This window comes from Candidatus Palauibacter scopulicola (genome assembly GCF_947581915.1).
Lineage (GTDB): Bacteria > Gemmatimonadota > Gemmatimonadetes > Palauibacterales > Palauibacteraceae > Palauibacter > Palauibacter scopulicola.
Genome location: NZ_CANPWG010000013.1, coordinates 87,982 through 114,752, shown reverse-complemented (window position 1 = coordinate 114,752; position 26,771 = coordinate 87,982). Strand labels below are relative to the sequence as shown.

General features: G+C 69.4%; 26 protein-coding genes. 11 read left to right on the top strand and 15 right to left on the bottom strand.

Annotated elements, in window-relative coordinates:
• From RN743_RS02880 to RN743_RS02870, 3 genes are all read right to left on the bottom strand, one after another.
• Positions 1-1,617 (bottom strand): thioredoxin domain-containing protein (locus RN743_RS02880; protein ID WP_310776070.1); only part of this gene is annotated, 1,617 nt, incomplete at its 3' end.
• Positions 1,614-1,838 carry a hypothetical protein gene (locus RN743_RS02875; RefSeq protein ID WP_310776068.1) on the bottom strand — a complete coding sequence of 75 codons (225 nt, stop codon included), beginning with the start codon at positions 1,836-1,838 and terminating at the stop codon, positions 1,614-1,616. The genes RN743_RS02875 and RN743_RS02880, both read right to left, overlap by 4 nt.
• 168 nt (positions 1,839-2,006) lie before the next feature.
• A complete protein-coding gene (locus RN743_RS02870) occupies positions 2,007-2,363 on the bottom strand; it encodes a hypothetical protein (protein WP_310776066.1) in 357 nt (118 codons plus the stop codon).
• Positions 2,364-2,415: 52 nt separating this feature from the next.
• On the opposite strand from RN743_RS02870, the gene RN743_RS02865 reads away from it, so the two are divergent.
• A complete protein-coding gene (locus tag RN743_RS02865; RefSeq protein WP_310776064.1) occupies positions 2,416-3,861 on the top strand; it encodes a carboxypeptidase-like regulatory domain-containing protein in 1,446 nt (481 codons plus the stop codon).
• Between the two features lie 26 nt (positions 3,862-3,887).
• Complete coding sequence (locus RN743_RS02860) at positions 3,888-5,303, top strand: carboxypeptidase regulatory-like domain-containing protein (RefSeq protein ID WP_310776062.1); 1,416 nt, start codon at positions 3,888-3,890, stop codon at positions 5,301-5,303.
• A 19-nt stretch (positions 5,304-5,322) separates the two neighbouring features.
• Here RN743_RS02860 and RN743_RS02855 read toward each other — a convergent pair whose 3' ends face one another.
• From RN743_RS02855 to RN743_RS02845, 3 genes are read right to left on the bottom strand one after another with little or no spacing between them, the layout of a single operon-like run.
• Positions 5,323-6,750, bottom strand: a complete 1,428-nt coding sequence (locus RN743_RS02855) for an MATE family efflux transporter (RefSeq protein ID WP_310776060.1) — start codon at positions 6,748-6,750, stop codon at positions 5,323-5,325.
• Positions 6,751-6,757: 7 nt separating this feature from the next.
• Positions 6,758-7,828, bottom strand: coding sequence for a carboxypeptidase regulatory-like domain-containing protein (locus RN743_RS02850; protein WP_310776058.1), 1,071 nt, complete (start codon positions 7,826-7,828; stop codon positions 6,758-6,760).
• A complete protein-coding gene (locus tag RN743_RS02845) occupies positions 7,825-9,006 on the bottom strand; it encodes a serine hydrolase domain-containing protein (protein WP_310776056.1) in 1,182 nt (393 codons plus the stop codon). The genes RN743_RS02850 and RN743_RS02845 overlap by 4 nt, the downstream gene beginning before the upstream one ends.
• 154 nt (positions 9,007-9,160) lie before the next feature.
• Between RN743_RS02845 and RN743_RS02840 the strand changes: the two genes are divergently transcribed.
• Complete coding sequence (locus RN743_RS02840; protein ID WP_310776054.1) at positions 9,161-9,451, top strand: hypothetical protein; 291 nt, start codon at positions 9,161-9,163, stop codon at positions 9,449-9,451.
• Positions 9,448-9,735, top strand: a complete 288-nt coding sequence (locus RN743_RS02835; RefSeq protein ID WP_310776052.1) for a hypothetical protein — start codon at positions 9,448-9,450, stop codon at positions 9,733-9,735. Before RN743_RS02840 ends, RN743_RS02835 begins: the two co-directional genes overlap by 4 nt.
• A 31-nt stretch (positions 9,736-9,766) precedes the next feature.
• Here the strand turns inward: RN743_RS02835 and RN743_RS02830 are convergent, their stop codons facing one another.
• Positions 9,767-10,219, bottom strand: coding sequence for a hypothetical protein (locus RN743_RS02830; RefSeq protein ID WP_310776050.1), 453 nt, complete (start codon positions 10,217-10,219; stop codon positions 9,767-9,769).
• Between the two features lie 121 nt (positions 10,220-10,340).
• On the opposite strand from RN743_RS02830, the gene RN743_RS02825 reads away from it, so the two are divergent.
• Positions 10,341-11,573, top strand: a complete 1,233-nt coding sequence (locus RN743_RS02825) for a carboxypeptidase regulatory-like domain-containing protein (protein WP_310776048.1) — start codon at positions 10,341-10,343, stop codon at positions 11,571-11,573.
• Positions 11,574-11,580: 7 nt separating this feature from the next.
• On the opposite strand, the gene RN743_RS02820 is transcribed toward RN743_RS02825, so the two are convergent.
• From RN743_RS02820 to RN743_RS02800, 5 genes are read right to left on the bottom strand one after another with little or no spacing between them, the layout of a single operon-like run.
• Positions 11,581-12,705, bottom strand: a complete 1,125-nt coding sequence (locus tag RN743_RS02820; RefSeq protein WP_310776046.1) for an ABC transporter ATP-binding protein — start codon at positions 12,703-12,705, stop codon at positions 11,581-11,583.
• Entirely contained in the window at positions 12,702-13,400 is a 699-nt protein-coding gene (locus RN743_RS02815; protein ID WP_310776044.1) for an ABC transporter permease, read from the bottom strand. Before RN743_RS02815 ends, RN743_RS02820 begins: the two co-directional genes overlap by 4 nt.
• A 9-nt stretch (positions 13,401-13,409) precedes the next feature.
• A complete protein-coding gene (locus RN743_RS02810; RefSeq protein WP_310776042.1) occupies positions 13,410-14,237 on the bottom strand; it encodes a substrate-binding domain-containing protein in 828 nt (275 codons plus the stop codon).
• A complete protein-coding gene (locus RN743_RS02805; RefSeq protein ID WP_310776040.1) occupies positions 14,219-15,562 on the bottom strand; it encodes an ABC transporter permease in 1,344 nt (447 codons plus the stop codon). Before RN743_RS02805 ends, RN743_RS02810 begins: the two co-directional genes overlap by 19 nt.
• Positions 15,559-16,509, bottom strand: coding sequence for an ATP-binding cassette domain-containing protein (locus RN743_RS02800; RefSeq protein ID WP_310776038.1), 951 nt, complete (start codon positions 16,507-16,509; stop codon positions 15,559-15,561). The genes RN743_RS02805 and RN743_RS02800 overlap by 4 nt, the downstream gene beginning before the upstream one ends.
• A 107-nt stretch (positions 16,510-16,616) precedes the next feature.
• Between RN743_RS02800 and RN743_RS02795 the strand changes: the two genes are divergently transcribed.
• Positions 16,617-16,808, top strand: a complete 192-nt coding sequence (locus RN743_RS02795) for an AbrB/MazE/SpoVT family DNA-binding domain-containing protein (RefSeq protein WP_310776036.1) — start codon at positions 16,617-16,619, stop codon at positions 16,806-16,808.
• A gap of 29 nt (positions 16,809-16,837) precedes the next feature.
• Here the strand turns inward: RN743_RS02795 and RN743_RS02790 are convergent, their stop codons facing one another.
• Both RN743_RS02790 and RN743_RS02785 read right to left on the bottom strand, forming a co-directional pair.
• Positions 16,838-17,578, bottom strand: coding sequence for a ubiquinone/menaquinone biosynthesis methyltransferase (locus tag RN743_RS02790; protein WP_310776034.1), 741 nt, complete (start codon positions 17,576-17,578; stop codon positions 16,838-16,840).
• 32 nt (positions 17,579-17,610) lie between these two features.
• On the bottom strand, positions 17,611-19,497 hold the full coding sequence (locus tag RN743_RS02785; protein WP_310776032.1) for a von Willebrand factor type A domain-containing protein: 1,887 nt from the start codon (positions 19,495-19,497) through the stop codon (positions 17,611-17,613).
• A gap of 161 nt (positions 19,498-19,658) precedes the next feature.
• Here RN743_RS02785 and RN743_RS02780 point away from each other — a divergent pair, with 161 nt between their 5' ends.
• Positions 19,659-20,036, top strand: coding sequence for a hypothetical protein (locus RN743_RS02780; protein WP_310776030.1), 378 nt, complete (start codon positions 19,659-19,661; stop codon positions 20,034-20,036).
• A gap of 38 nt (positions 20,037-20,074) precedes the next feature.
• Here RN743_RS02780 and RN743_RS02775 read toward each other — a convergent pair whose 3' ends face one another.
• A complete protein-coding gene (locus RN743_RS02775; protein ID WP_310776028.1) occupies positions 20,075-21,559 on the bottom strand; it encodes an anthranilate synthase component I family protein in 1,485 nt (494 codons plus the stop codon).
• 204 nt (positions 21,560-21,763) lie between these two features.
• Here RN743_RS02775 and rocD point away from each other — a divergent pair, with 204 nt between their 5' ends.
• From rocD to RN743_RS02755, 4 genes are all read left to right on the top strand, one after another.
• The gene (gene rocD, locus RN743_RS02770; protein ID WP_310776026.1) at positions 21,764-22,981 is read left to right on the top strand and encodes an ornithine--oxo-acid transaminase; all 1,218 of its coding nucleotides are present in this window, start codon (positions 21,764-21,766) and stop codon (positions 22,979-22,981) included.
• Between the two features lie 242 nt (positions 22,982-23,223).
• Positions 23,224-23,766: a sigma-70 family RNA polymerase sigma factor gene (locus RN743_RS02765; RefSeq protein ID WP_310776024.1), complete on the top strand. Its 543-nt coding sequence runs from the start codon at positions 23,224-23,226 to the stop codon at positions 23,764-23,766.
• On the top strand, positions 23,760-24,845 hold the full coding sequence (locus RN743_RS02760; protein WP_310776020.1) for a hypothetical protein: 1,086 nt from the start codon (positions 23,760-23,762) through the stop codon (positions 24,843-24,845). Before RN743_RS02765 ends, RN743_RS02760 begins: the two co-directional genes overlap by 7 nt.
• 46 nt (positions 24,846-24,891) lie before the next feature.
• On the top strand, positions 24,892-26,742 hold the full coding sequence (locus RN743_RS02755; RefSeq protein WP_310776018.1) for a HEAT repeat domain-containing protein: 1,851 nt from the start codon (positions 24,892-24,894) through the stop codon (positions 26,740-26,742).
• Positions 26,743-26,771 lie beyond the last annotated feature (29 nt).

The following is a 26,771-nucleotide window of genomic DNA, read 5'->3' as shown; positions in this document are numbered from 1 at the left end:
GCCGGGAAGCCGATAATCTCTCACCCAGAGTCTCGAATCGAAGTCCGTCAGCATCTCATCGATCGGGGGCGCTACTTCGTTTGCCGGCCAGTCCGGCACAAACGAGAGGAGTCGCTCCTTTACGTCCGACGGCGCAAACGGGAACCTGCCGTCCGCCGCGGCCTCCATGAGCCATCCCCTTTGCTGCTGCCGCTGCGACGCCTCGGACTCTCGCCCCATCCGCACTTGGCCTGCGGACAGCCTGACGCCGGCCGGCATGGGAATACTGGCGACAGGCGCACCGCTCCAGTCGAATACCGAGATGGATCCCTGGTCAGTTTCGGCGACGACGAGACGGTGTGCGGTTGCCGCCTCCAATGTCCGGTGCCCAAACAACACGGGACTGTCACGTCTCGTGTCGGAATACCGTTCGTTGCCTCGTGTCTCCGCGACCACCCGAAGTCCGCCGGCGGAATCCACCGCCACGTACCGAGCCTGCCGCCAGTATCGACCTTCGGACTTCCGCACACGCTGCGCATCGCCGACTCCGTCGCGGAAGACCGCGCCGCCGTCCGGCTGACGGGCTACCAGCCGCGGTTGAGAGCTGTTGAGCGGAACATCCGAGTAGTTTCGTGAGTGGCCAAAGTCGCCATCGTGGCCAATCGACACGATACGACGCCTGAGGTAGTCGCTAACGGTGACGCCCTCCGACGTGCGAACCGCCCGCTGTATGTGGCCGAATTCCTCCGGCCCCTCTCCCTCGCGCCCCACCACTCGATGCTCCCCGGAGGCCATGTCGACGATGTAGATCTCGGTGCGGTCCAACACAACGAGACCGCCGTCCGGCGTGAAGAAGCCGCCGCGGACGTCCAGCAGCCGCTCGGAAAGATCCCTGTGCTCCGACGAATCGAAGACCGGGTCGGTGGAGGGACGACGCCGGGTGCGCGGCCGCGTTGGGGCAGCGGCCGCCAGCGCCGACCCCAGTCCCGGTGCACCCGGGTGCAACTTTTCGGCCGAGACAAAGGTCGGCGTCCCGGGAATCCGCAGAACTTCCGCCAACTCCACATCGCGGGCGAGACGACGCCGCGGGGCTTCTTCCTCACTCACACAATTGCCGAACGACTCTGGGTCGCCGACTCCCAAGTTGACGGCGAAGCCCACCCAATCTCGCGTCTCCAGCCACCTCTCCTCCGAGATCAGCGCGCCATGCGCCTCCGGGAACAGACCGTACTGCTCTGCGCAAATCGCCGCGAGAGCCGCTTCCGTTGCAGCCGGACCACCGCGCTCAGAGGGGACGTGGCGCATAACCACCGTAACGCCGCGGCCGCGAACGCTCTCCAGGACGTCGGGAGCCACCGCCTTACAAACGGGGCAGTCATAGTCCACAAACTCCACTATGACAGCACCATCCTGTAGGGGGGTCGGACCAAGATAACTCGACGCGCTCGTCAACTCCGGCCAGTTCAGGGCGATTCGCCGCTGCTCCTGCCATCCATTGTACTTTGTTATGATCCAGCTTCCCACCACACCCGACGGATTGAACAGCAGGATGGCGAGCACTCCCAGGATCGCGATGTTGACGACCCGGTTCCACCGACCAGCTCCTTCATCCCCTGCATTGTGCGATCCTGCAGTCATCCTATGCAGAGGATCCCAACACCCCTGGGGTCACCGAACGGGCAGACATATGTGATGCAGGTCCCGTCTTCATTAGGACAGACTTCGCAACCGTAGAAGTCAAAGCAGTCGTCGCCTGCTTCTTGAGCTCGCGCGGCTTCGGTACCAACCGACAACGCCGCGATCAGGAGCAGGCCCAGGAGCTGGAGCGGGCGATTCCAACGGAAGGTGACCTTGTTCATCGGCATTCTCCACGGAATTGGGGGAACAAAACCAGTTGAGAGTGGCACAAAACCAGTTGAAAGACGACCATACGGAGCGGACCAGACGATGTCAAGCTGAGCCTTGTTCGAGCCTTCCTCGACGGCAACGAGACGGCCGATTTTGGATGGTACAGCATCTGCCCGCCGCTACGGGGCGGCCAGCCGATCGAGGAACGGCGCCACGTTGAGGAGCACGATGTCGTCGCGCTTTCGGAGTTCGCGGAGGAACGGGCCCTTGTGTCCCGCGCCGTAGGTGAGGAGGAAACGGACGCTCTCGCCGCGATGCCGGTCCAGCCCAGCCTCGATGTACGCCCAGTGCGAGGCGTTGATCGCGTCCCAGCCTCCGGGGCCCAGATCCGCGTCGAACAGGCGGGCGTACGTCCGCATGCGGATGTCGTAGGCCGCCCAGCGCTCGGCCCGGTCCGGGTCGCGCGAATCGCCGTCGTCGAATCCTCGAAAGTGACGCGAACGCAGGTTGTCCCGTCTACTCACGGGCGGTGCCATGGTCTATTCTCCTGGTCCGGGATCCGGGCCATTCAACCTGACGGACGTTCACATGACAGAACCCCTGACGCGGGGCCGGCGAGGACCGGCAGCCGCAATGGTCCGTGCCTCCCTGTTCGCCGTCGCGCTGGCAGCGATCCCGGCCGTGGTTCCCGACGGAATGGCGGCTCAGGAGGCGGTGGAGGTCGCCGGAACCGTTGTTGACGACGGGACGGGCGAGCCGGTCGACGGCGCGACCGTGCGGCTGGCGGACGCCTCCGGTTCGGCTCGGGAGACCATCACGGGCGCGGACGGCGCCTTCGCCTTCGCCCAGGTTGCGCCGGGCACATATGCGCTCGCCGTGCGGCGCTTCGGCTACGAGTTGCTCAGCACGCCGCTGGAGGTCGACGCACAGCAGCCCCCACGGGTGGACGTGCGCCTGACCCCGCAGGCGATCCCGCTGGATCCGCTGGAAGTCGGCGTGGAAGGCCGCCCGCCCGACCTCGTGGAGTCCGGCTTCTACCACCGAATGGAAGAAGGCTGGGGCACGTTCTTCGAGCCGGAATGGATCGAGGCCAGCAAAGTCGGCTTCGTGCGCATGAAGGACTACCTGTGGGTCCTCCAGAACCGCGCGCCCCTGTCCCGGTGCGAGAAGGTTCCGGTATACCTGGACCGGAGGCCGATCGGCACGACGCCCGGCTGGGGGACGGACGATGCGTATCCGGGAGGGATCTTCACCGTGGGATTGGATCGCCTTCCCCCGCTGCTCGAAGAGATGTCGGTGTCCGATCTCGGCGCGGCCGAGCTCTACCAGCCCGGAACGAAGATTCCGATGTTCGCCTGGACCTTTACGACCGCGGTTTGCGGCGCGGTCATCCTGTGGTCCGATTGGACGGCGCGCCTGCCGGAGATCCCGAAGATCGAGGTGAAGTTGTGCGAGTCGCGGGGCCGCCCCGAAGAGGTGGCGCTGGATGGCTTCGTCGAGGACGAGGTCACCGAGGTCAGGCTGCCCGCCGCGCATGTGTCCGCGTCGTACGCGAACCCCGAGGATCCCGGCGGCCTCGAGCGCGTGGAAACGGTCGTTCGCACCGACTCGCTCGGACGGTATCGCGTGTGCGACCTGCCGGAGGGCGTCGTCATCCATCTCACTCCGGAGTACGGCCCGCACGCGGGCGGGCCGCTGGTTGCGCTTGCGGCGGCGGACGGCGACGCGCTGAAGCTGACGGTGCCGGTAACGTCTCCGGCGACGATCACCGGCATGGTCCTCAACGAGGCGACCTCGGCGCTGATGGAGGGCGCGCGGATCGTGCTCGTCGACACGGACTTCCGTACGGTGACGAACGCCGCGGGACGATTCTCCCTCGAGGACCTGCCACCGGGGTCCTACACGATCCGGGCCGTGTGCGCCGGCTATACCGGTTCCCCGCAGGAGGTGGAACTGGCCGAGGGAGGGAACGTGGCCGTGGTCCTCCGGCTGCGCGCGACGGACCTCGCGAGACGCGGCACGTGCTCGATCTAGCAGCCCCCGGTAAGACTCCGTCGCGGATGACGAAGGGGTCGCTGTTGCTGGCTCTGGCCACCGCACTCGCGGTGGGGAGTGCGATCTCGTCCGACGCCCTGAGCGCCCAGGAGGCGGTCGGGATCCAGGGCACCGTCGTTGACGACGGGACGGGCGAACCGATCGATGGCGCGACCGTTCGGCTGGCCGATGCGTCCGGTTCCGCTCGCGAAACCATCACGGGACCAGACGGCGCCTTCGCCTTCCCCGGGGTTGCGCCGGGCGCCTACACGCTCGCCGTGCGGCGCTTCGGATACGAGCTGCTCAGTACGCCGCTGGAGATCGGCGCGCAGGCGCCCCCGCGGCTGGATGTGCGCCTGACCCCGCAGGCGATCCCGCTGCAGCCGCTGGAAGTCGGCGTGGAAGGACGGCCGCCGCGCCTGGTGGAGTCCGGCTTCTACGACCGGATGGAGGAAGGTTGGGGAACGTACTTCGAGCCGCAGTGGATCGAAGCGAGCAAGCGGGGCTTCGTGCGTCTCGCCGACTTCATGTCCACCCTCCAGATGCGCGCCCCTCTGCCGCGGTGTCCGCAGATCCCGGTATACCTCGACCGGCGGGCCATCGGAGCGGCGGACGGCTCGGGCACGAGCAGGTCGTACTCGCTGAACCCGGGGGGAACCTTCCGTTCCCCGGAGGCGCCGCCCCCGACGCTGCTGGAAGAGCTCTCGGTACACGACCTCGGTGCGGCGGAGTTGTACCAACCCGGTAGCAAGATACCGTTCTTCGCCTGGGACGGGACCTCCATGACCTGCGGCGCGATCATCCTGTGGTCCAATTGGACGGCGGAGACACCCGAGATACCGAAGATCGAGGTCGAGCTGTGCGACCCGGCCGGCCGGCCCGGCCAGGTGGCGGTGGACGGCCTGGTGGAGGACGAAGTGACCCGAGTCCGGCTGCCCGCCGCGCATGTGTTCGCCTCCTACGCGAATCCCGGGGATCCCAGCGGCCTCGAACGCGTGGAGACGGTGGTCCGCACGGACTCTCTCGGACGATACCGGCTTTGCGAAGTCCCCGCCGACGTGGCCCTGGAACTGACGGCCGCCTACGGTCCGCACAGGGGGCAGCCCTCGGTGGTCGTTGCAGAGGCCGGCGTCGAGGCAGGGCTCGCCGTGACCGTGACCTCGCCGGGGCGGATCACGGGCGTCGTCGTGAACGAACGCACCGAACACCCGCTCGAGGCCGCCAGCGTGACGGTGGCCGGCACGGATGTCCGCGTCACGACCGACCGAGCCGGCCGGTTCTCGCTGGAGGGGTTGTCGCCGGGAACGCACCGGATCACCGCCCTCTGCGGGGGCTTCGACCTCAGAGTGCGGGAGGTGGAACTCGCCGAGGGACAGCAGGCGAGCGTCGTGATCGGCCTCCGGTCGAAGGGAGCGGCAGGCCGGGCGCGCTGCTCCGCGTAGCAGGCCGGGGCCGGGGAAGCTACACGACCTTCTGCTTCCAGCGGCCGCGGCGGAAGATCCAGAGGCCGACGACGGCCGACAGCGAGTAGGCGACCGCGAACGACCAGAACACGCCCGTCTCGCCCCACCCGATCACGAAGGCGAGCAGCGCCGCGACCGGAAGCTGGAAGAACCAGAACACGCCGATGTTGATCCACGTCGGCGTCGCCGTGTCGCCCGCGCCGTTGAAGGCCTGCATCGTCACCATGCCCCAGGCGTAGAAGATGTACCCGTAGCTGATGATCCGGAGTGCGCGCACGCCCACGTCGAGCGTCTCCGGGTCCGGGGCGAACGGCGCAAGGATCGGCCCCGGGAAAGCCACGAAGACCACCGTCACCACGGCCATGAACAGCATGTTCCAGAAGCCGGTGAGGTAGACGGCCCGCTCGGCGCGGTCGGGCTTCCCGGCGCCGAGATTCTGGCCCACGAGCGTGGCGGCGGCGTTCGCGAGACCCCAGGCGGGGAGAATGATGAAGATGACGACCCGGATCGCCATCGTGTAGCCCGCGAGGGCGATCGTCCCGAACTCCGACAGGAACCGGATCGAGGCGATGTAACTGACCTGGGTCACGAGCATCTGTCCCACGCCGCCGACCGACACACGAGCGAGTCGCCGGATCACGGGCCAGCGGACCTGAAGGTCGCTCCGCCGCACCCGGATACGCTCGCCGCGGGACAGGTGCCACAACTGGTACAGAGCCCCGATCCCGCGCCCCGTCGTCGTGGCCACAGCGGCGCCCGGGAGTCCGAGTTCGGGGAAGATCCAGAGGCCGAATACGAGCACGGGATCGAGCACGATGTTGATCCCGTTGGCCAGCCACACCGAGCGCATCGCCATGGATGGGTCGCCCGCGCCCCGGTAGATCGCGTTGTTCACGAAGAGGAGGATGATGACGACCATCCCACCCAACTGGATGCGGGCGTAGGTCGTGCCCTGGGCGACGACTTCCGGTGATCCGCCCATGGCTTGCAGCAGCCACGGGGCCAGGATCGCCCCGGCGAGCCCGAGGACCGCGGCGATACCGACGCTGAGCACGATCGCCTGCACGGCCGCCGTCGCCGCCCCGCGTTCGTCCTTCTCGCCCGTGCGGCGCGCGACCATCGCGGTGGTGGACATCGCCAGCCCCACCGCGACCGAGTAGATGACCGCCAGCATCGCTTCGGTGAGCGCGATCGCCGCGAGCGCGTTGGCCCCGAGCCGGCTGACGACCGCCATGTCCACGAGGAAGAACAGCGACTCCCCCGCCATCTCCAGCACCATCGGGATGGCGAGGAGGAGCACGCCGCGGTTCAGACTCCCCGACGTGAAGTCTTCGTGCGTACCCCACAACAGCGCCCGCACCGTCCCCCACACGCGGGAACGGCCGGGAGCCGCAGTTTCCCCTTCGGGCCGGCCGGTGTCGCTCAAGGAATCGTCAGTACGTCCAGATCGCGACCAGGTTGCAGCTCCTCATCTTCATACGGATGGGAACCGCATTCAGAATCTCCGGTGGAGCCTCGATACAACGATACGCCTCGACACCTCTCACTCGGTCGAGAGGAATCTCGCTCAGGTTCCCGCGGTGGTATCCCAGCTGGATCGCCGGCCTTCCGTTGAGGAGGATGAGCTGGTTGCGGCGGTACCGGATGGAGAGTTCCCGCTTGAACTGGAACACCTGCCCGAGGTGGATGAACTGGTCGATGTCCGGATGGGTCGCGAAGTAGCCCTCGTCGATGGACTGGCGGCGCTCGTAGAACCCGGACGTGAGCAGGAACGGGTCGCGGCCGGTCACCCGCACCTCGATCGGGGCGAGCGCGATCGCCTGGGTGTTGAGTTCGACGCGGAATTCCGCGCGCTGGTCCGTGAGGATGTTGATCTCGGTCTCGAGGGGTGCGTAGCCGATGTGCGCGACGCGCAGGCCGTAGGTCAGCGGCGGCATCGAGCGGAACGCCACGCGTCCGAGCGTATCCGTGACCCCGGAGACCGGCAGCGGGGAGAAGTCGATCCGCGCGCCCGCGACCGGCCGCCCGTCCGCGGCGTCGATGACCGAAAGGACGACGAAAGCCGCGTCCCCCATGTCCACCTCGAGGTCGACGAACTGCGACCGGTCGAGTTCGACCTTGCGCTCCTTCCCGCGCCGGGCCCGGTAGGTCGAGCGCACCCGGATCTCCCGAAACGCTTCGAGGCCGCAGACCTGGTATCGCCCCCGCTCATCCGCTTCGACCCGCACGTCCTCCGGCGTCGTCAGCCCGCGTTCGGCCTCGTAGCGGATCAGGACCGTCGCCCCCGGCAGAGGGACCCGGCTCTCGTCGTCCCGGATCGTGCCCTCGATGCCGACCTCGAGTTCCGCCTGTCCGAGTTGCCGGCAGGCGCGGAGAATCCGCTCCTCTTCCTCTTCCTGCCCCGCGGCCGGGAAGGGCGCGAGGGCGGCCGCCGCCAGCACGAGAGCGGCCGCCGGCGCGAGGAGCGGCGCGACACCGCGCAGGGGCGGCCCGGCGCCGTTCAACTGTCGGCCTCGAGCAGCGCTTGGAGGAGCCCGTTCCCGGCCTCGCCGAGACTGGTGGCGCCGCGGTTGTAGTTGCGGCCGAGCGCGACCCCGTAGCCGCTCTCGGGTTCGAATACGAGGTACATGTTGTACCCGGCCACGGAACCGCCGTGGCCGACGAAGCGCACCTCGCCGCCGCCCTCGAGCGCGACCGGGCGAATCGAGAACCCGAGTCCGTACCCCGAGTCGGGATCCTCCGGCGTCTGGACCGTCATCACGTCCCGCCGCGTCGCCGGCTCCAGGAGTTCGTATTCGGTCATGCCCATGACCGCGGCACCGAACGTCGCGAGGTCCCCGACGGTCGCGTAGACGCCACCGTTCGGCACCTTGTATCCGCGCCCCTCGTGCTCGAGCGCCGGGAAGTCGGCGTTCACCTCGCCGTCGGCTCCGTTCGCGAACCCCACCGCGACCCGCCGCCACAGGTCGGGACCGACGATGAAGGTCGAGGAGCGCATGCCCAGCGGCTCGAACAGGCGATCCTCGACGAGGTCCATGAAGGACGTCCCCGCGGCCCGCTGCAGCGCGTAACCGAGCACGCCGTACCCGATGTTGGAGTACTGGTATTGGGTGCCGGGCATCGTGTAGAACCGCGTGTGGGGGATTGAGGCGAGGATCTTGTATCCCCAGTCCTCGATCGGCCCCGCCGCGGCGCCTTCGAGTTCGGGCTCCCGAATGAGGCCGGCGGTGTGGCTGGCCAACTGCCGCAATGTGATCGGCTCCATGCCGGCCGGCGGGTCTCCGAAGCCGGCGGCCTCGGGCAAGTGGTCCACCACCGCGTCATCGAGCGCGACCGTCCCCTCCTCCACCAGGTCCGCCATCAGGATCGCCGTCACCGACTTCGAGATCGATCCGGTGCGGTAGATCGTGCGCACTCCCGCGGGAACGCGGTTCGCCGGGTCGGCCCAGCCGAATCCCTGCGCCCACAGCACCTGGTCTCCCTTGAAGACCGCCGCCGTGATCCCGCCGATGCCGTCCGCTTCGACGTCCGCCGCGATCTGCCGCGAGAACGCGTCGATGACATTCGCGTCCTGGCCCGTGGCGGCGAAGGGAAGGAAGAAAAAGACGAGAAGGAAGAAAATCGTCGGGGGGTACGGGCGGGACGCCGCGCGGGCGCGGGACGGGCGACGGTGGACCGGCATGACGTTCTCCTTGCGTGGCCGGCGCGGGGCGTGGCCGACGGGTGGCCGGAAACCCCCCGCCGGGCATCGAATCCAATGCAAGGTCGCAGCTTCACGCCTGCTTCGGAACCCTTCAGGCTGGCGGTCCAACCCCGACTCGCCTAGTGTGGCGCGCATGTCGCTTCTGAAGAAACTGATCTTCCGAATGGATGGGGCCGCGGACAGCGCCCGAACGCGGTTCGAGAGCGAGTCGGGGGCCACCTGGGAGGCCGAGTTCTCGATCTTCTCGGGCACCACGCAGCAGTCGCCCCGACTGCTCGTGATGTTCCGCAACCAGGACGACATCACCATTCCCCAGCGCTACAACCAGGCGCCTCCCGGCATCTCCAAGGTGCCGAAGGAGGCCGTGGCCGAGATGGACGAGGCGGGCCTCCGCGAACTGCTCGCGCGCTCGGTGAAGGTGTGAGCGGCGCGAGGGTGGCCCCGAACCCGAGCGTGGATCCGAAGAAGGCGCTCTCCCGCACCTTCCTCGACGGGGGGATGGTCCGCTGGGAGGCCTACGTCTCGGGCGGCCAGCCGAATACGCCCCAGGCGGCCCGCATCTACTTCGTGTGCCTCGAGGACCCCTTCGAGCCGCCGCGCTGGCTGTCGCACGAGAGTCGCAGCGTGGCCGAGGCGACGCGCGCCCTGGCCGGCATGAGCGACGCGGATCTTCTCGGACTCCATTCCCGCTCGACGCCGCTGGCCTGACGCCGCGGAGCGAGTCGTCCCCGCCGGGGGGCTAGTTCACGGTGACGACGTCGTACAGCCGCTCTCCGGGGTTTCCGTCCACGCCCTCGTAGCGGTGCTCCACGAGAATCGACCAGGACCCCGGCTCGACGTTGTAGATGTTCGCCACGTAGGAGAGGGTCGAGGGCGTCAGGCTGTTACAGCCCTGCCGGCCCGACACGATCGTGATGGCCAGTTCCAGTCCGCCGTCCACCTCCCGCAGATCCGGGGACAGGTAGTCGCACCGCAGCCGGCCCACGATCTGGCCCGAGACGCGCATGGATCCGGGCCCGCCGGCGGCGCGCGCGAACTCGGGCAGGGCGGATCCCTCGCTGACCACGGACGTGAGCATGTTCCCCACGGTGGGGGAGACGCCGACCCCGAGATTCAGGCAGCCGGACAATCCGAAGAGGATGCAGACGACACCGATCGCGCAGCGCGCTTGCCGGTTTCCCACGTTTTGCACAACGAGACTCCGCGGCCGAAGAACCCTCGAAAGAGTGACAGCGGGCGGGAGCCTCTCGCAATACCGGCGCCTGCGTTACTTTCCACGCGTGGCCTGGCGACGTAGCGGCGGAGACCGCGGGATGCGAACACAGCGAGAGGGTCAGTCGGAGACGCAGGCTCGGAGGAGGGTCCATTATCGGGCCGCGTCCTGCGTTCTGGCGGCCGCCGCCATCCTGACCCCGGCCGGATCCCGGCTGGCCGCCCAGAGCCCGTCCCCCACGCCTCCCCGGAGCTTCGTGACGTGTCCGGCGGAGATGGATCCGTCCCTCACCGGCCTCGCGGGCATCGTCCGCGATACGCTCCAGGGCATCCTCCTTCCGGGGGCCACCGTCTCCGCGACCTGGACCGAAGGCGAGGGACGGCGGCGCACCGTCTCCGTCGAGGCGGACAGCGAGGGCGTATACGTCCTCTGCGGCCTTCCGCCGCTGGAAGACCTTACCGTGAGCGCGGGGTTCCCGTCCTTCCGCACGGAGCCGACGCAGGTGAGCATCGAGCCGGGTCCCCCCGCCGGATGGGACATCCTCCTGGGCGTGGAGGAAGGCGTGCTCGCCAGCCTGCTCACGGTGCCCGGCCGGATCGTCGGTCGGGTGCGCGATCGGCGTTCCGGGCGGCCGATCGAAGCGGCGAACGTCGTTCTCTCGGACACGTTGTTGGCGGAGGACCGGCAGAGGATGACCGACGGCAGCGGCCGCTTCATGTTCACCGACATCAGTCCGGGGATGTACCGCGTGACCGTGGATCACCTCACCTTCGATCCCCTGGACCAGTTGGTGCATCTGCCCAGCGACCGGACCGTGCAGGTGGACTTTGAACTCAGCGCGGACCCGATCGAACTCGCGCCCATCGTCGTCACGGCGCTGCGGGAGAAACGGCTGGAGTTGCAGGGATTCTACGACCGGCGTGAACTGGGCGAGGCGATCAGCGGAGGTGTGTTTCTCACGCGGGACGACATCCAGGACGCCGGCGCGATCCGGGTCACGCACTACCTGGGACGGATTCCGGGGGTGCGCACGGAGTGCACCGGAGGCGCGAACAACAACTGCACGATCCGCATGACGCGGGGCGCGCCCAGCCTGAGCAGCAGCGCCGAATACGGGTGCCAGAACGCGAACGTCTACCTGGACGGCGTGCGCGTGATCCGCGACGGCGGGGGCGGCGAATCGATCGACAACTTCGTCACGCCGTCCGAGATCGCCGGGATCGAAGTCTACCGAGGCGCGAGCGAGTTGCCGGCCGAGTTCGGCGGGGCCGTGGGGCGCTGCGGGGCCATCGTCATCTGGACGGGGCCCGGGATACGGCGGCGTTCGCCCTAGCGGCGCGCTATGTGGCCGGGCCGGGCGGGGCCGCCGCCGGGGCTGCCGCGAACGCATGCAGCGCCGTGGCCTTCGCGCGCACCGCGACGCGCACTCCGCGGTCGACGCCCAGTTCCTCCGCGGCGTCGAGCGTGACGAGGGCCACGAGTTCGACGGGACCGCGTAGCCGCAGCCGCACGAGCCCGCCCATGTCGCGCCGTTCCTCCACCGTCGCGACGACCAGGTTGCGCGTGCTCAGATCCGCCGCCGGGACGTCCGGGGGGCCGAGCACGAGGTCTTCCGGCCGGTAGGCGATCTTCACCGGCGTGCCCGGCGCCGCCTCGCCGAGGGCCACGAGCGCGGCGCCCCCGATGTCGACCGTCACCATGCGCTCGTGCGCCCGCGTCACGACGCCGGCGATCGTGAACTCCGCTCCCGTGACGCGCGCCGTGTAGACGTCCGCGGGATTCTCGTAGATCTCCTTCGGCGTGCCCGTCTGGACCAGCTTCCCGTCGCGGATCACGGCGACCCGGTCCGCGAGGTGGAAAGCCTCGCCCCGGTCGTGCGTGATGAGAAAGACGCTCGTCGCCCGCTCCCGCGCCACCCGCTCGAGGTCGTGGCGGAGATCGAGCCGCGAATCGGTGTCGAGGTTCGCCGTCGGCTCGTCGAGGAAGAGGATCTCGGGGTCGAGGACCAGCGCCCGCGCGAGCGCCACGCGCTGCGCCTCTCCTCCGGACAACCGCGAGATCGGGGCTCCCAGCAGGTGCGAGATCGCGAGTTGCTCGCACACGGCGCGCGACCGGGCGCGCGCTTCGGTGCGGGGCACGCCACGGAGGGAAAGGCCGAGCCCGACGTTGTACTCGACCGAATCGCTCCAGAAGTGAGGGCGCTGAAACACGACGGCGGACGCGGCCCGGAGCGCCCGCTCCGCCGCCCGCCCCGACCCGCCGCGGAAGGTGACCTCGCCCGCGTCGGGCTTCTCCAGCATGGCGAGGAGCCGCAGCAGGGTGGATTTGCCGGCCCCGTTCGGCCCGAACACCGCGAGCATCTCGCCCTCGCGCAGTTCGATGCGGCCTACCTCGACGGCCACCCTTCCGCCGTAGACGCGGCGCAGCCCGGCGCCGCCGAGAAGCGGCCCGTCGGCGGCGTTCACGTGGCCCGGCCGCGGCGGATCGTGCGCCGTCCGAGCAGGAGGAGCACCGCGTTCACGCACAGGGCGATGAGCATGAGGACGATCCCCATGGCGATCGCGACGTCGAAGTTGCCGCGCCGCGTCTCCAGCACGATCGCCGTCGTCATCACCCGGGTTTCGCCGAGGATGTTGCCCCCCACCATCATCACCGCGCCCACCTCGCTGATGATGGCGCCGAACCCCGCCGCCACCGCGGCCACGAGCGACGTCCGCACCTCCCGCAACTGCAGGACGATCGCCTGCCGCCGGCTTGCGCCGAGCGCCCGCGCCTGGAGGGCGATGTCCCGGGGGATGTTCTCGACCGCGGCGAGGCTCACCGCGGCGATGTACGGGCCCGCGAGGATCGCCTGGGCGCCGATCATGGCGGCCGGCGTATAGAGCAGTTGCAGGTCGCCGAGCGGCCCCGCCCGCGACAGCACGAGGAAGACCCCGAGGCCGACCACCACGGGAGGAAAGGCGAGCCCCGCGTTGATCACGGCGACCAGGGGCAGGCGAAGCCGGAACCGCGTCAGCCCGACCGCGATCCCGATGGGGAGCCCGATGACCATCGCCAGTAGGAGCGCCGACCCGCTGATCTGCAGCGAGCGGAGGATGACGTTCCAGACGTACAGGTCACCCGACGTGATGAGCCGGAGAGCCTCGAGCAGCGGATCCACGGGCCGAATCTAGTTTGCCGGATCGTCGCCGGGCCACGGGGCGAAGAGGGCCTCGCCGCCGCCGCGCACCCGGAAATCCGCGATGGCGCGGCGTCCGCCTGCGGAGCGCAGCCAGTCCGCGAACACCGCGGCGCGTTCGCCCCGGAACGCGGCCCGCGGCGCGAGCAGCGAGTAGACGTTGCGCAGCGACGGGTGGCCCTCGACGAGCGCCTCCAGGTGGAGCGCCTCCGACAGCATCGCGAACGTCGCATCGTCCGTGAGGACGTAGGCGCCGCGTTCGCTGGCCACGTGCAGCGTCGTCGCCTGCCCCTGCCCCGACTCCACGTACCACGCGCCCGCGGCCGCCGCGCCCGCCTCGCGCCAGAGGGCGATCTCCCGGTAGTGCGTGCCCGAACTGTCGCCGCGCGAGACGAAGCCGTACTCCCCCCGTGCCAGGGTCGCGAACGCCTCGGACGGGGAGGCGGACCCGCGAATCCGCGCCGGATCCGAGGGCGGCCCGGCGATCACGTATCCGTTGACGAGGACGGGACTCCGTCGAGGCGCGTGACCCGCCTCGACGAAGCGGGCCTCGGCGGCGGGCGCGTGCACGAGCAGGAGGTCCACGTCTCCCGTCCGGCCGAGTTCCAGCGCTTCGCCGCTCCCCGCGATGACCGTGCGCACCCGGAGCCCGGGATGATCTTCGTTGAAGCGGGCGACCAGGTGTTCGAGCAGACCCGAGTCGTAGGTGGAGGTCGTGGCGCCGAGCACGAACGTGTGCGCGTCCGTCCCGCACCCCCCGGCGCACACGCCGCCGCCGAGGGCGAAGATGAGGGCGAGTCTCAGCCGTGGCGTATCCACCGCAGCACCTGCGGCAGGTTGGCGCGCTGGCCCTTCATCAGAATCCCGACCCGGAAGATGCGGCCCGCGACCCACGCCGCCCCGAGGACGAAGACTCCCAGCAGCACCAGCGACACGAGCCACTGCCACACCGGAACCGAGGTGGCGAACAGCCGCGCCGGCATCACCAGCGGACTGAAGAACGGCACGAGGGAGAGGATGACGCCCCAGCCGGCGTTCGGGCTCTGGATCACGCCCTGCGTCGCGATGAAGGGGAGGATGATCAGCATCGTGATCGGGAGCATCACCTGCTGGGCGTCGTGCTCGTTGCTGATCGTCGCACCGGCGCCCGCGAACATGCCCGCGTAGAGCAGGTAGCCGAAGATGAGAAAGAAGAACATCAGCACGAGCGTGCCCCACGGGACCGGGATGCTCGCGAGGTCGATCCCGGCCTCCGCGAGCGTGGAGGCCCCGGCGGTGAGGCCGTACACCGCCGCGAGCGCGAAGACCAGGGCCCACACGGCCATCTGCGCGATGCCCACCGCCCCGACGCCCACGATCTTGCCCAGCATCAGCTCCCACGGGCGCAGCGAGGAGACCATGATCTCGACGATGTCGGACTGCTTCTCCTCGAGGATCGCCCGCACGATCATCTGCCCGTAGATGAGCAGGATGAAGTAGAAGAAGAACGCGATGCCGAAGCTGAGCGCCCGGTAGATATCCTGGGAGCGCGCCTCGCCGGACTCCGTGACGTTGATGACGTCGAACGAGGTCCGCTGGAGCAGCGCGCCGGGATCGATGCTCTGCACGCCGATCGAGCGCAGGCGCGCCCGCACCGATGCCCGCTGAAGGGCGCCCCGCACCGAGCCCTCGATGACGGAGGGAACGCTGGCCCGCGCGAGCAGCGTCGTCCGCCCGTCGTCCCCCCCGGCCTCGTCGCCCCCTTCGTCCGCGTCCGGCGTCTCGCCCGGCATCTCCGCGGAGCGCCGGCCCGCGCCCCTCGGGATCATCAACAGCAGGTCGTAGGACGAGTCGGCGAGCCGCGTCCGCGCCTCGTCGACCGACAGCTCCTCCATGTCCGCGGCCCGCACGGCGTCGAGCGAGTCCGCGAGAAACTCCTCGACGAGGAGATTTCCTATGAGCCCGGCGGGATCGGCGACCCCGATGACCCTGCGCTCGTCGCCCGCATCCGTCGCGCTGCTCACCGCGAGGAAGCCGGCGAGGCCGCCGAGCCCGACGATCAGCACGGGGAGGCCCAGCGTAGAGAGGAGGAACCACTTGGACTTCACGCGCAGCACGAACTCCCGGCGGATCACGGCCGCGACCCTGGGCGTGAACGGGTTCATGCGGCCGCCTCGTCGTCTTCGCTCTCGTCCTCATGCGAGAGGCCGGCCTCGGTCGCCTTCTCGATGAAGATCTGGCGCAGCGAAGGCTCGATGAGTTCGAAGCGCGAGATCAGGGCGCCGCTGTCCACCGCGCGCCGCAGCAGCGCCTGGGGGTCCGCCCCCTCCAGCATGCGGACCTCCACGTACGTGCCGTGCGCGGAGATGTCCTCGATGAGGTCGGGCGCATCGAGGAACGTGGGGTTCCCCTCGAAGGAGAGCGCGATGTCGCGCCGCCCCGCCGCGGACTTGATGTCGCGGACGCGCCCATCGAGCACCTTGGTCGCCCCCGCGATCATGCACACGCGCTCGCACAGCCGCTCGGCGTCCTCGATGAGGTGCGTCGAGAGCAGAATCGTGGCCCCGGCGCGCTGGCGCTCCTGCAGGAGTTGCTTGAACAGTTCGACATTCAGCGGGTCGAGGCCGCTGAACGGCTCATCGAGCACCAGCAGGTCGGGCTGGTGGAGGATGACGCCCAGGAACTGGGCCTTCTGCGCCATCCCCTTCGAGAAGGTCTCCACCTTGTCGTCCGCCCGGTCGCCGAGACCCACGGCATCCAGCCCGGCCCGGGCGCGCGCGAGCGCCTCCTTCCGCTTCAGACCCTTCAACTGGCCGAAGAACGCGAGGTGGTCCGTGGCCGTCATCTTCTGGTACAGGCCGCGCTCCTCCGGCAGGTACCCGATGCGCTGGCGCATGGCCTCGACGTTGGGAGAGCCGAAGACCGCCACGGAGCCGGTGTCGGGCCCGATGATGTCGAGGATGATGCGGAGCGTCGTGGTCTTACCGGCGCCGTTCGGGCCGATGAGCCCGTAGATCGATCCCTGCGGGATCTCGAGGTCGAGATCGCGGACCGCCGTCTTCTTGTCGAAGCGCTTCGAGACGCCCCGGAGGCGAATGGCCGGTGTATTCACGGCCCCGATGATACGGACTGCCTGCACCCGTCGCCACGCAGCCGCGCTGTCGATATATTGAGAATTCCCCTCGTTTTGCCGAATCCAACCCTCCATGGGGAGGTTAGATGGCGATCTTCCGCGTCCTGTACTACCGCGACATCACCGTAGGAAGCGGTGGTCGCATCACGATTCCCCTGGAGATGCGCGACCATATGCGGCTGACCGACGGCGATGCGTTGAAGGTGCGCCTCGAGGAAAGCGAATCCGGCCAGCGCCAGTTCACCGTCTGGAAGACGGAATCCAGCCCCAACATCTAGCGGCACATCCGGCGGCTGCCACGGACTGCCTAGGAGCGGGCGCCGTAGTTGATGGCCATCGTGCCCATCATCAGGTCTTCGTAGCCGCACTCCATGAAGCCGGCCGCTTCCATCCTGCGGACCATCTCCCGCTGGTCCGGAAACCTCCTCAGCGACTCGGGGATGTACACGTAGGATTCCGGGTCGCGGTGAATCGCCCAGCCCGCGATCCGCGTGGAGACGTTGAGGTATCCGAGGTAGAGGCGGCGCAGCGCCGCGGAGCGCGGGTGGCCGAAGTCGAGCGAGATGAGCCGTCCGCCCGGGCGCAGGCAACGGAAGGTCTCGGCCAGCGCGGCGTCCAGACCGGCGAAGTTCCTCAGGCCGTAGCCGACGACGACGCGGTCGAACGCGCCATCGGGGAAGGGCAGGCGGAGCGCATCGGCCCCGATCCAGCCGGCGAGGTCCGGGCCCGGCCGTGCGCGCCCCACCCGCATCATCTCCGGGGTGAGGTCGGCGGCGACGACCCGGATCTCGAACGCGTCGCGCGCGGCGTGGTCCAGCGCGCCCCGGGCGAGGTCTCCCGTTCCGGCCGCGAGGTCGAGGACGCGGTGGCCCGGGTGCAGCTCCGCCCGCTCGAGCAGCCGGCGCTTCCAGCGGCGGTGGAGGCCCACCGACATGAGGTCGTTGGTGAGGTCGTAGCGGCTGGCCACGCCCGCGAACAGCCGGCGGACGTAGCGTCGCTTGTCCGCCGGCCGTTCGATCTGGCCGGAGATGCGTCGATTGAGCTTCAAGGGGCGCGGCTCCTCACGGGTGAGGCGCCACGTTAACGCCGGTCGTCGTCCTCCGCTGCCGTTCCGAGCAGGTCCAGGTCGCGCACCGTCTCCACGAGTCGGATGAACTCGCCGCGATAGCCCCGCGGATCGTCCCCCCGTCCTCTCTCCGCCAGCGAGATGACGTCATCCGCCGAGAGCGCTCCGGCGTGGGGCGAGTCCCGCAGCAGCATGCCGAACCCCGCCACGGCCGCGGCGAAGCGGAAGCTCCGCGAGGGGGACCGGGAGCGGTCCGCGACCGGAAGCGCCAGCAGCCTGCTCTCGGAGCCGTCCGGGTCCTTGTACCGGACCTTCACGTAGAGCAGTTCGTCCTCGAACGTGCCCGGGGCGGCTTCGGCGGGAGGCGGGGGCTCGGCCGCCGGCTGGTACCGCAGCGGGTCCACGCTGCGCGGGACCGGGAGCCCCGCGGGCACGACCTCGTACAACGCGGTCACCGTGTGGCCGGCCCCGAGTTCGCCCGCGTCCTTCGTGTCGTCGTTGAAGTCCTCGTCGTCGAGCAACCGGTTCTCGTACCCGATGAGCCGGTACGCGGCCGCGCGCGCGGGGTTGAACTCCACCTGCAGCTTCACGTCCTTCGCGACCGTGAGTAGCGTCCCTCCCATCTCCTCCACGAGCACCTTCCGGGCCTCGAGGAGACCGTCCACGTAGTGGAAGTTCCCGTTCCCGCGGTTCGCGATCCCCTCCATCTTCGAGTCCTTCAGGTTCCCGGTGCCGAAGCCCAGGACCGTGAGGAAGATCCCGCTCTCCCGTTCGTTCTCGATGAGGCGCATCATCGCCTCGTCGCTGGAGGCGCCTACGTTGAAGTCCCCGTCGGTCGCGAGGATGACGCGGTTGTTGCCGTCTTCGACGAAGTGCTCCCGCGCCACGTCGTAGGCGAGCGCGATCCCGGCGCCGCCCGCCGTGCTTCCGCCGGCCTCCAGCCGCTGCACGGCCGACAGGATGCGGGCGCGCCGGTCCCCCGGCGTCGGGGGAAGCACGAGCCCCGCCGCGCCCGCGTAGACGACGATCGCGACCTGGTCCTGCGGCCTGAGTTGCTCGATAAGCAGGGCGAAGGCCCTCTTCAGCAGCGGGAGCTTGTCGGGCGGCGACATGGACCCGGACACGTCGACCAGGAAGACGAGGTTGCTCGGCGGCAGGTTCTCCGTGTCGACGGAGGGCGCTTTCAGCCCGATGCGAACGAGCCGGTGCTCCGGCTTCCACGGCGCATCCCACACCTCGGTGACGACCTCGAAGGGACGGTCCCCCGGCGCGGCATCCCACTCGTACGGGAAGTAGTTGATCATCTCCTCGATCCGAACCGCGTCGACGGGCGGCCGCTCCCCCGCCTGGATGAAGCGCCGGATGTTGGCGTACGACGCGCGGTCCACATCGATGGAAAAGGTGGAGAGCGGCGACTCGCCGACGCGGCGGAAGCCGTTCTCCTCGATCAGGGCGTACGACTCCGTGTTGTGGAACGGGTGCGTCTCCGCCACCGTCGTGACGGTCGCGCTGAGGGGCACCAAATCCCTCAGTCGCAACGGCAGCTGCTCGACGGTGAAGTCCAGCGTTACGGTCTCGCCCGCCGTCACGGTGACCCGTCTGCTGGCCTCCCGGTAGCCGATCAACCGGACCGTGACGACCTGCTCCCCCGCCGGCACGCCCGGAAGCGAATACGCGCCCTCCGCGCCGGTCAGCGTCCCGATCGTCGTCCCCGCCACGAAGACCTGCGCGCCGCCGACCCCGGTGTTGGCCGTCGCGTCGGACACCCGTCCCTGCACCGTCCCCGTCTCCGGCTGGGTCCCGGACTGGGCGTGAGAAAGAGTCGGGCCCGCGATCGCGAGCATCAGCGCGAGCAGGGCGCCGATCCGGGATCGGGTGCCGTGAACGTTCGTCGTCGCCATGGTCGCGTTGCCTCCTGTCCAAGGCCGAATCCGGGAGCGGCGAGCCCCCGCCCTACACCCGTAGACGCCACGAACGGAAAAAGGGTGACATCGCGATCCGCCGTCGCGTCGCGGGTTCCGGCGGGCTTGCATGTCCCCGGGAGACGGTATACCATGTATACATGCCTTTGCCTCGCCCCCTCTGCACGCGCGTCTCACGCGAAGTCGAGTCGGAACTCGAACGCGTCTTCCTCGAGCAGCAGTGGACCCCGTCGGAGGGACTCAGGAACATCCTCCTGGAGTGGCTCGCGCTGCAGAGTTTCCCCCAGGTCGAGTTTCGGGAGACCCGGGCGGGCCGCCGGGCGGCCCTGCGCGGCGGGCCGGAGGTATGGGAGGTCGCGACCGCGGCCGGCCCCGGCCGGGCGATGAGCGCTGCCGTGGGCCAGCGCTTCGCCGGGATGCGCACGGAGGCGCTGGAGGAAGCCCTCGCCTACGCCAAGGAATACGCCGACCAGATCGACTCCATCGTCGCCCGCGAAGAACGCCTCGCCGGCCTCTGACCGACAGGCCGTGGCAAGCCCCGCTGTGCCACGGCCCGCTAAACCTTCGTCAGTGCCTCGAGGAGGACGCGGGCCTTGTGGCGGGTCTCTTCCCACTCGCGTGCGGGTTCGGAGTCGTAGACGATTCCCGCGCCCGCCTGCGCGTACACGCGGTCGCCAACGGAGAGCAGCGTGCGGATGACGATCGCCATGTCGAGGCTCGTGGCCCCGTAGCCGACGTAGCCGGCCGCTCCGCCGTAGGGTCCGCGACGGGTCGGCTCGAGTTCGTCCAGGATCTCCATCGCGCGCACCTTGGGGGCGCCGGTGAGCGTGCCGGCGGGGAAGCAGGCCTTGAACGCGTCGACGGCGTCGGCTCCGTCCCTCAGCGACCCCGCCACCTCGCTCACGAGGTGCATCACGTGGCTGTAGCGCTCGATCTCCATGAAGCGCGACACCTCGACGGAGCCGGGACGGGCGACGCGGCTCACATCGTTGCGGCCGAGATCCACCAGCATGAGGTGCTCCGCCCGCTCCTTCTCGTCGGCGAGCAGCTCGCGCGCGTGCCGCTCGTCCTCCGGCGGCGTGGCCCCGCGCGGGCGCGTCCCTGCGATCGGGCGCACGGTGACGATCCCGTCTTCGACCCGGACCAGCGTCTCCGGGGAGGAGCCGATGAGGCGCATGCCGTCCAGTTCGATGAAGAAGAGGTAGGGCGACGGGTTGCTGCGCCGGAGCGCCCGATAAAGCTCGAGGGGGTCGCCGTCGTAACGGGCGGCCGCACGCTGCGAGACCACGACCTGGTAGGCGTCGCCCGCCACGATGTACTCGCGAATCCGCTCGACGGCCGCCTCGTAGTCGTCCCGCGAGCGGTTTCCGGCCACCTCCGGCGCGCGCGCCGCGCCGTTGCCGAGCGGCCCCAGCCCGTGCGGGTTCTGCAGGCCGCGCACCCAGTCGGCGAGCCGGTCGGCGGCGTCCCCGTACAGTTCGGCCGGATCGTCGCCGGGCGCGACCGGGACGGCCGCCACGGCGATGGCCCGCGAATAGAGGTTGTCGATGATGAGCGTGTGCTCCGTCGACAGGAAGCAGGCGTCGGGCACGCCGAGGTCGTCGGGCGGCGCCGCCGGCAGGCGCTCGAGCCAGCGCACCGTGTCGTAGCCGAAGAAACCGACCGCGCCGCCCCAGAACCGCGGCAGGACAGGGACTTCGACCGGTTCGTAGCGCGTGATCCAGGCCTCGAAGGCGCCGAAGGGGTCGCTCGTGGCTTCGGGTTCTCCCCAGCCCGCGCCCGGCGTCCACCGCCGGATCTCCGGGCCGTCGAGCCGCCAGGCCTCCCGGGGCTCCGAGCCGAGAAAGCTGAATCGCGCCCAGCGCTCCCCGCCCTCGACCGACTCGAGCAGGAAGGAGAACGGCCCGCGCCGCAGCTTCGAGAACGCCGTGACCGGCGTGTCCAGGTCGAACGGGATTTCGAGGGCCACGGGCACCATCCGCCCGGGCTCGGCGAGGCGGGAGAATTCGGCAAAGTCGGGGATGACGGATACGCCGTTCATGCGCCCAAGGTAGCAGCCCGCCGGGGGGACGGGGACCGACGGGGACACGCGCCCGGATCACCTTGTCGGGCGTAGGCCTTTCGTCTACTCTCTCAGGTCCGGTTCGATCCGGCGAGGACGGCTCCCATCCCCCGACGGGGTTCAGATCCAACCGCAGGCCGAGGATTGCTCGGCAGCCCAATTCGGTAGCCCAATGAGGAAGCGATGAACACCACCGATTACATCTCTCAGGTCGACACGTGGAGCGCGCACAACTACCACCCGCTTCCCGTCGTGCTCGAGCGCGGCGAGGGCGAGTGGGTGTGGGACGTGGAGGGCCGCCGGTATCTCGACATGCTGAGCGCCTATTCCGCGGTGAACCAGGGACACCGCCACCCCCGCATCATCGAGGCGCTGCGCGCGCAGGCGGAGAAGCTCACGCTCACGTCGCGCGCCTTCCACAACGACCGCATGGGCCCGTTCCTCCAGCAGTTGTGCGAGATGACCGGGTTCGAGCGCGCGCTGCCGATGAACACCGGCGCCGAGGGCGTGGAGACCGCGATCAAGGCGGCCCGCAAGTGGGGCTACACCGTGAAGGGCGTGGCCGAGGACCGGGCCGAGATCATCGTCTGCGAGCAGAACTTCCACGGTCGGACGACGACCATCGTCGGCTTTTCCTCGGATGAGGGATCCACATTCGGGTTCGGTCCCTTCACGCCGGGCTTCGTGCCGATTCCCTACGGCGACGCGGACGCGCTCGAGGCGGCGATCACGCCGAACACCGTCGGCTTCCTCGTCGAGCCCATCCAGGGAGAGGCGGGCGTGGTGGTGCCGCCCGACGGCTTCTATGCGCGGGCGCTGGAAATCTGCCGGACGAACGGCGTCCTCATGATCAACGACGAGATCCAGACGGGCCTGGGGCGGACGGGCAAGCTGTTCTGCGCCGACTGGGAGGCGGATCGCGGCGACATCATGATCGTCGGGAAGGCGCTCGGCGGGGGCGTGTTCCCCGTCTCCGGGATCCTCGCCAACTCGGCGATCATGGACGTCTTCCATCCGGGAGACCACGGCTCGACGTTCGGCGGGAATCCGCTCGGCGCGGCCGTGGGGATGGCGGCGCTGGATGTGATCCGGGACGAGGACCTGCCGGGGCGCTCGAATGAACTGGGCTCCTGGTTCAAGGGAGAACTGGAGGCGATCGACTCGCGGCACGTGGACCACGTGCGCGGGCGGGGCCTGTTCATCGGCGTGGTCGTGCGGGACGAGTCGGGGTCGGCGCGTCCGTTCTGCGAGGCGCTGCAGGCGCGCGGGATCCTCGCCAAGGAGACGCACGAGCAGGTGATCCGGTTCGCGCCTCCGCTCACGATCGAGAAGGCGAGCCTGGAATGGGCGCTGGAGAACATCGCCGAGGTGCTGGAGGGCGCGGCGGTCGCCGTCGCCTAGCCGGCTCGGCGCCTGACCGGGAGCCTCGGCCGCTCCCGGAAGCTCTCCTCCGGTCGACCGGCCGCGGCGCATCGTCGCCGCGGCCCGGTCGTCCCCCGGGTCCGCCCGTCGATTCACCCTCCGGCGGTCCGCCCGATCCACGCGCAACCGATCCCCGCGCAACCAATCCCCGGTTGCCTGTGTCACCGGTCCAGAAGCAGAAGAAGCGGAAGAACCGACGTGTACCCGGAGACCCCGGCACGGTGACGGAACCGCAACTCATTCAGCGGCTCAGGGACGGAGACCAGGACGCGGCGCGCGCGTTGTACGACGCGCACGTCGACCGCGTGTTCCGGATCTGCTACCGGTTCGCGGGCGAGGACCATCTCGCCCAGGATTTCACGCAGGAGACGTTCGTGCGGGCGTTCACGAAGATCGACACGTTTCGCGGCGAGGCCGCGTTCGGGACGTGGCTGGGATCGATCGCCACGACCGTGTCGCTGAACGGGCTCCGCAAGGTGAAGCGCTTTCGCAGCCGCGAGACCGCGCTGCACGAGGACCTGCGCTCGACCCGCGGGGTGCACGGCCTCGAACCCGACGTCAAGGAGCGGCTGCACCGCGCCATCGACGAGCTTCCCGCCGGCTATCGCACCGTCTTCCTGCTGCACGACCTCGAGGGCTACACGCACGAGGAGATCGGGGCGATGCTCGGCATCAAGGCCGGGACGTCCAAGTCGCAGCTCTTCCGCGCGCGCAGCCGCCTGCGGGAGAAGCTCGCGGATTTCGCGGGAGAATGGGCATGCTGAAGGATCGCATGGACGACGCGAGCCGCTTCGCCCGGTTCGTCCGCCGGGAGGCGGCCGACTACCACGACCCGCCGGAAGCCCCGGCAGAGGCCATGTGGGCCGGGATCGAGGCGCGGCTCGGGGCGGCGGCGAAGCCTGTCTCTCCGGGCGTGACGGACGACGCCTCGGACGCGGCCGTGGACCTCGGGGACGGCTTGCCCGGCGCCGGCGGGGTCGTCGATCGCCCGTTCGATGTGCTGGGCTACCACGACCCGCCGCCCGCGCCGCGCGAGGCGATGTGGGAACGCATCGAGGCGGAGTGGGAGGCGGAGTGGGTCGCGCGGCAGCCGGAGGACCCCGGCGCGCGCACGGCGGCCCGCGGCCCGCTGCGGCTGGTCGTGGCCCGGACGTTCGGGCGGCGGCCCGGCCGGACGACCGTGTGGCTGACGGGCGCCGTCGCCGCTTCGGTCGCGCTGGCCGTGGCGCTCGACCGTGGCGCCCAGCTCCCGGTGCTCGCCGAGCCGGAAACCGTCGCCGCGACGACGACGGCACCGACCACGGCGGCACCGGTGACGGCGGCACCGATGTCGGTCGCCGCCACCGACTCCGGGCCCCTCGCGCCGACGGCCGCCGAGGAAGCGCTGGCGCTCTCCGTCCTCGAGGAGCCGCTGGAGACGAACCGGCAGTTCGCCGCGGCCGATCCGCCGCCGGCCGCGGCCCCGGCCGCGACCCCGGGCCGGCCCGAAGCGGACCCGCCGCTCCGAGACGCCGCCGCCGAATACGACATGTCCCGGATCTCGCGTCACCTGGACCGGACCCAGGCCCTGCTCGTCGCGTTCCGCACGGATATCGGAACCGACGAATCGCAGCGCGATCTGGCCAGGTGGGCGCGCGAGTTCCTGGTCGAGACCCGTTCGCTGCTCAGCACGCCCGCCGCGGAAGGCCAGCGGGAGCGCGCGCTGCTGCAGGACCTCGAACTCGTCCTCGTGCAGATCGCGCGCCTCGGCCCGGACGCCCCGGACTTCGAGCGCGAACTGGCCCGCGAGAGCGTGGAACGGCAGGGGACGCTGATGCGGCTCCGGTCCGTGAGCGGCACATGAGGCGGCACATGAAGCGGCACGTGAATGAACCGTATGGAGGCATGATATGAATAATCGCGTAAGACACCTGACGTGGACCGGGCTGCTGCTGGCCGGCCTCGCGATCGTGGACGCCGCGCCCGCGCGCGATGCGCTGCCCGTGCTCGGGGCGGAGACCCTTGCCGCGCAGACTGTCCAGCAGGAAGAGGTGGCGCGATTCCTCGAGGCACGCCGCGCCATCAACGCGGAGGAGTTCGAACGCGCGGTGGCGCTCTTCCAGGCGGTGCGGACCGAATCCGCCCTGACGACGCCCCCGTTCGAGCCCGATTCCTACTACTGGGAGGCGTTCGCCCGCTATCGCCTCGGCGACCTGGCCGAGGCGCAGTTGCTGCTCGAAATACTCACGGTCGGATTCCCCGAGGCGCGCCCGGCCGATCCTCGAATGCATAGGCAGGCCGGGCGGCTGTACCACGACGCGCGGGCCCTGCAATTCGAGATCCGAGGCCAGCTCGCGTCTCAGGGCGACGCCGGCGATGCGGAGCGGCTGCTGCGCGAGGCGGAGGAGACGCTCGACGTCGCCGCCACGACGCCCGGCTTTCGCGTGATGCCCATGGAGGTGGCGGGCCGCACCGTCACGCTTCCCGTACGAGTGGCCGACCTGACGGCTGTGCCGGACTCGGTGGCCGCCGATTCGCTGGCCGTCTTGATGGGTGAGGCTCAGGGCGAGCCGGACGCACAGGACGCGGCGGACGCGCCGGACTACCTCCAGCGATTGGCGGAGTCCGCGGAGAGCATCACCGATTTCGAGCGGCAGGTGGCGGACTACCAGCGGCTGGCCTTGGACGTCGATCTGCTGCGGGTCGATTGGCAGCGGGCGGAATACCAGGAGGCCTGGCCCAACGCGTCGCAGGAGCGGGGGACGTGCGACGACGTGTCGGTGCAGTTGGCGGCGCTCGAAGCGGTCATGCGCTACGAGAACGAGATCAACCGGATGCAGGTGCTTCGCGATGTCCTGGCCCGTGACGACGAGTGTTCGCCGCGGCTGCACGAGGAGGCGGTCCAATTCGTCGCGAGACAGGGAACCGAGGAAGCCGAGGACGTACTCCTCGGCATCTTCGAGACCCATTCGGAGAGGTCCGTCCGCAGGCACGCGCTTCAGGAAATGTGGCGTTTCGACTCCTGGGATGCGTACCAGGTGCTCAAGCAGACGCTTGAGGACTCGGACGACTACGCCATGCAGAGCGATGCGATCGAAGCCCTCCGCAGGAGTGAGTTCGAGGGGACGACAGCCGGTGCCGCCTGGATGCAGTACGGACTCCGCAACGGCGCCGTGAATGCGCTCGTCAACGCGGCCCTCGATGATTCCAAGTCGGAGAGTATCCGCAACGCGGCGATCAGAGCGGTGGGCCGTCGGGATGACGTGCAAGCCGCCGCCTTTATTCCGCTCTACGAACGACTCGATTCGGATGACCTCAAGGAGTCCGTGCTCCGCGCCGTGCAACCAAGAGTGCGCGAAGAAGAGGACATGGAGACGGCTGCCTGGGCGCGCTCCGTTGCCTTCGACACGGAGGAGTCCGAAGACGTGCGCGAGGAAGCCTTCACCGCATGGGCGGGTCACCCGACGGTGACGGTGGCGTACCTCGCCGACCTGTACGGAGAGATTTCGGAGCCCTTCCTGAAGATGCAGGCCATCTACGCCATCTTCGAGCGGGCCGATGCCGACTCCGAAGTCCCTCGGGTGCTGATGGAACTGATCCGCAACGAACCCGACCATGAGGTGCGGGAGCGCGGTATCTACTGGCTCGGCCGCACGGGATCCGAAGAAGCGGTGGACTTCCTCCTCGAATTGCTGCGCCCTCCGGTCGCGGATACACTGCCTTCTCCGGCCACCGATACGGTGCCGAAGCGGCCCGGATGAGACGCTTCACAGGAGTCGACGTCTCGATT

Coding starts and splice junctions, on each gene's coding strand:
- RN743_RS02875 (WP_310776068.1), bottom strand. CDS start 1,838: ATGAACAAGGTCACCTTCCGTTGGAATCGCCCGCTCCAGCTCCTGGGC.
- RN743_RS02870 (WP_310776066.1), bottom strand. CDS start 2,363: ATGGCACCGCCCGTGAGTAGACGGGACAACCTGCGTTCGCGTCACTTT.
- RN743_RS02865 (WP_310776064.1), top strand. CDS start 2,416: ATGACAGAACCCCTGACGCGGGGCCGGCGAGGACCGGCAGCCGCAATG.
- RN743_RS02860 (WP_310776062.1), top strand. CDS start 3,888: ATGACGAAGGGGTCGCTGTTGCTGGCTCTGGCCACCGCACTCGCGGTG.
- RN743_RS02845 (WP_310776056.1), bottom strand. CDS start 9,006: ATGCCGGTCCACCGTCGCCCGTCCCGCGCCCGCGCGGCGTCCCGCCCG.
- RN743_RS02840 (WP_310776054.1), top strand. CDS start 9,161: ATGTCGCTTCTGAAGAAACTGATCTTCCGAATGGATGGGGCCGCGGAC.
- RN743_RS02825 (WP_310776048.1), top strand. CDS start 10,341: ATGCGAACACAGCGAGAGGGTCAGTCGGAGACGCAGGCTCGGAGGAGG.
- RN743_RS02805 (WP_310776040.1), bottom strand. CDS start 15,562: ATGAACCCGTTCACGCCCAGGGTCGCGGCCGTGATCCGCCGGGAGTTC.
- RN743_RS02795 (WP_310776036.1), top strand. CDS start 16,617: ATGGCGATCTTCCGCGTCCTGTACTACCGCGACATCACCGTAGGAAGC.
- RN743_RS02785 (WP_310776032.1), bottom strand. CDS start 19,497: ATGGCGACGACGAACGTTCACGGCACCCGATCCCGGATCGGCGCCCTG.
- RN743_RS02780 (WP_310776030.1), top strand. CDS start 19,659: ATGCCTTTGCCTCGCCCCCTCTGCACGCGCGTCTCACGCGAAGTCGAG.
- RN743_RS02775 (WP_310776028.1), bottom strand. CDS start 21,559: ATGAACGGCGTATCCGTCATCCCCGACTTTGCCGAATTCTCCCGCCTC.
- rocD (WP_310776026.1), top strand. CDS start 21,764: ATGAACACCACCGATTACATCTCTCAGGTCGACACGTGGAGCGCGCAC.
- RN743_RS02760 (WP_310776020.1), top strand. CDS start 23,760: ATGCTGAAGGATCGCATGGACGACGCGAGCCGCTTCGCCCGGTTCGTC.
- RN743_RS02755 (WP_310776018.1), top strand. CDS start 24,892: ATGAATAATCGCGTAAGACACCTGACGTGGACCGGGCTGCTGCTGGCC.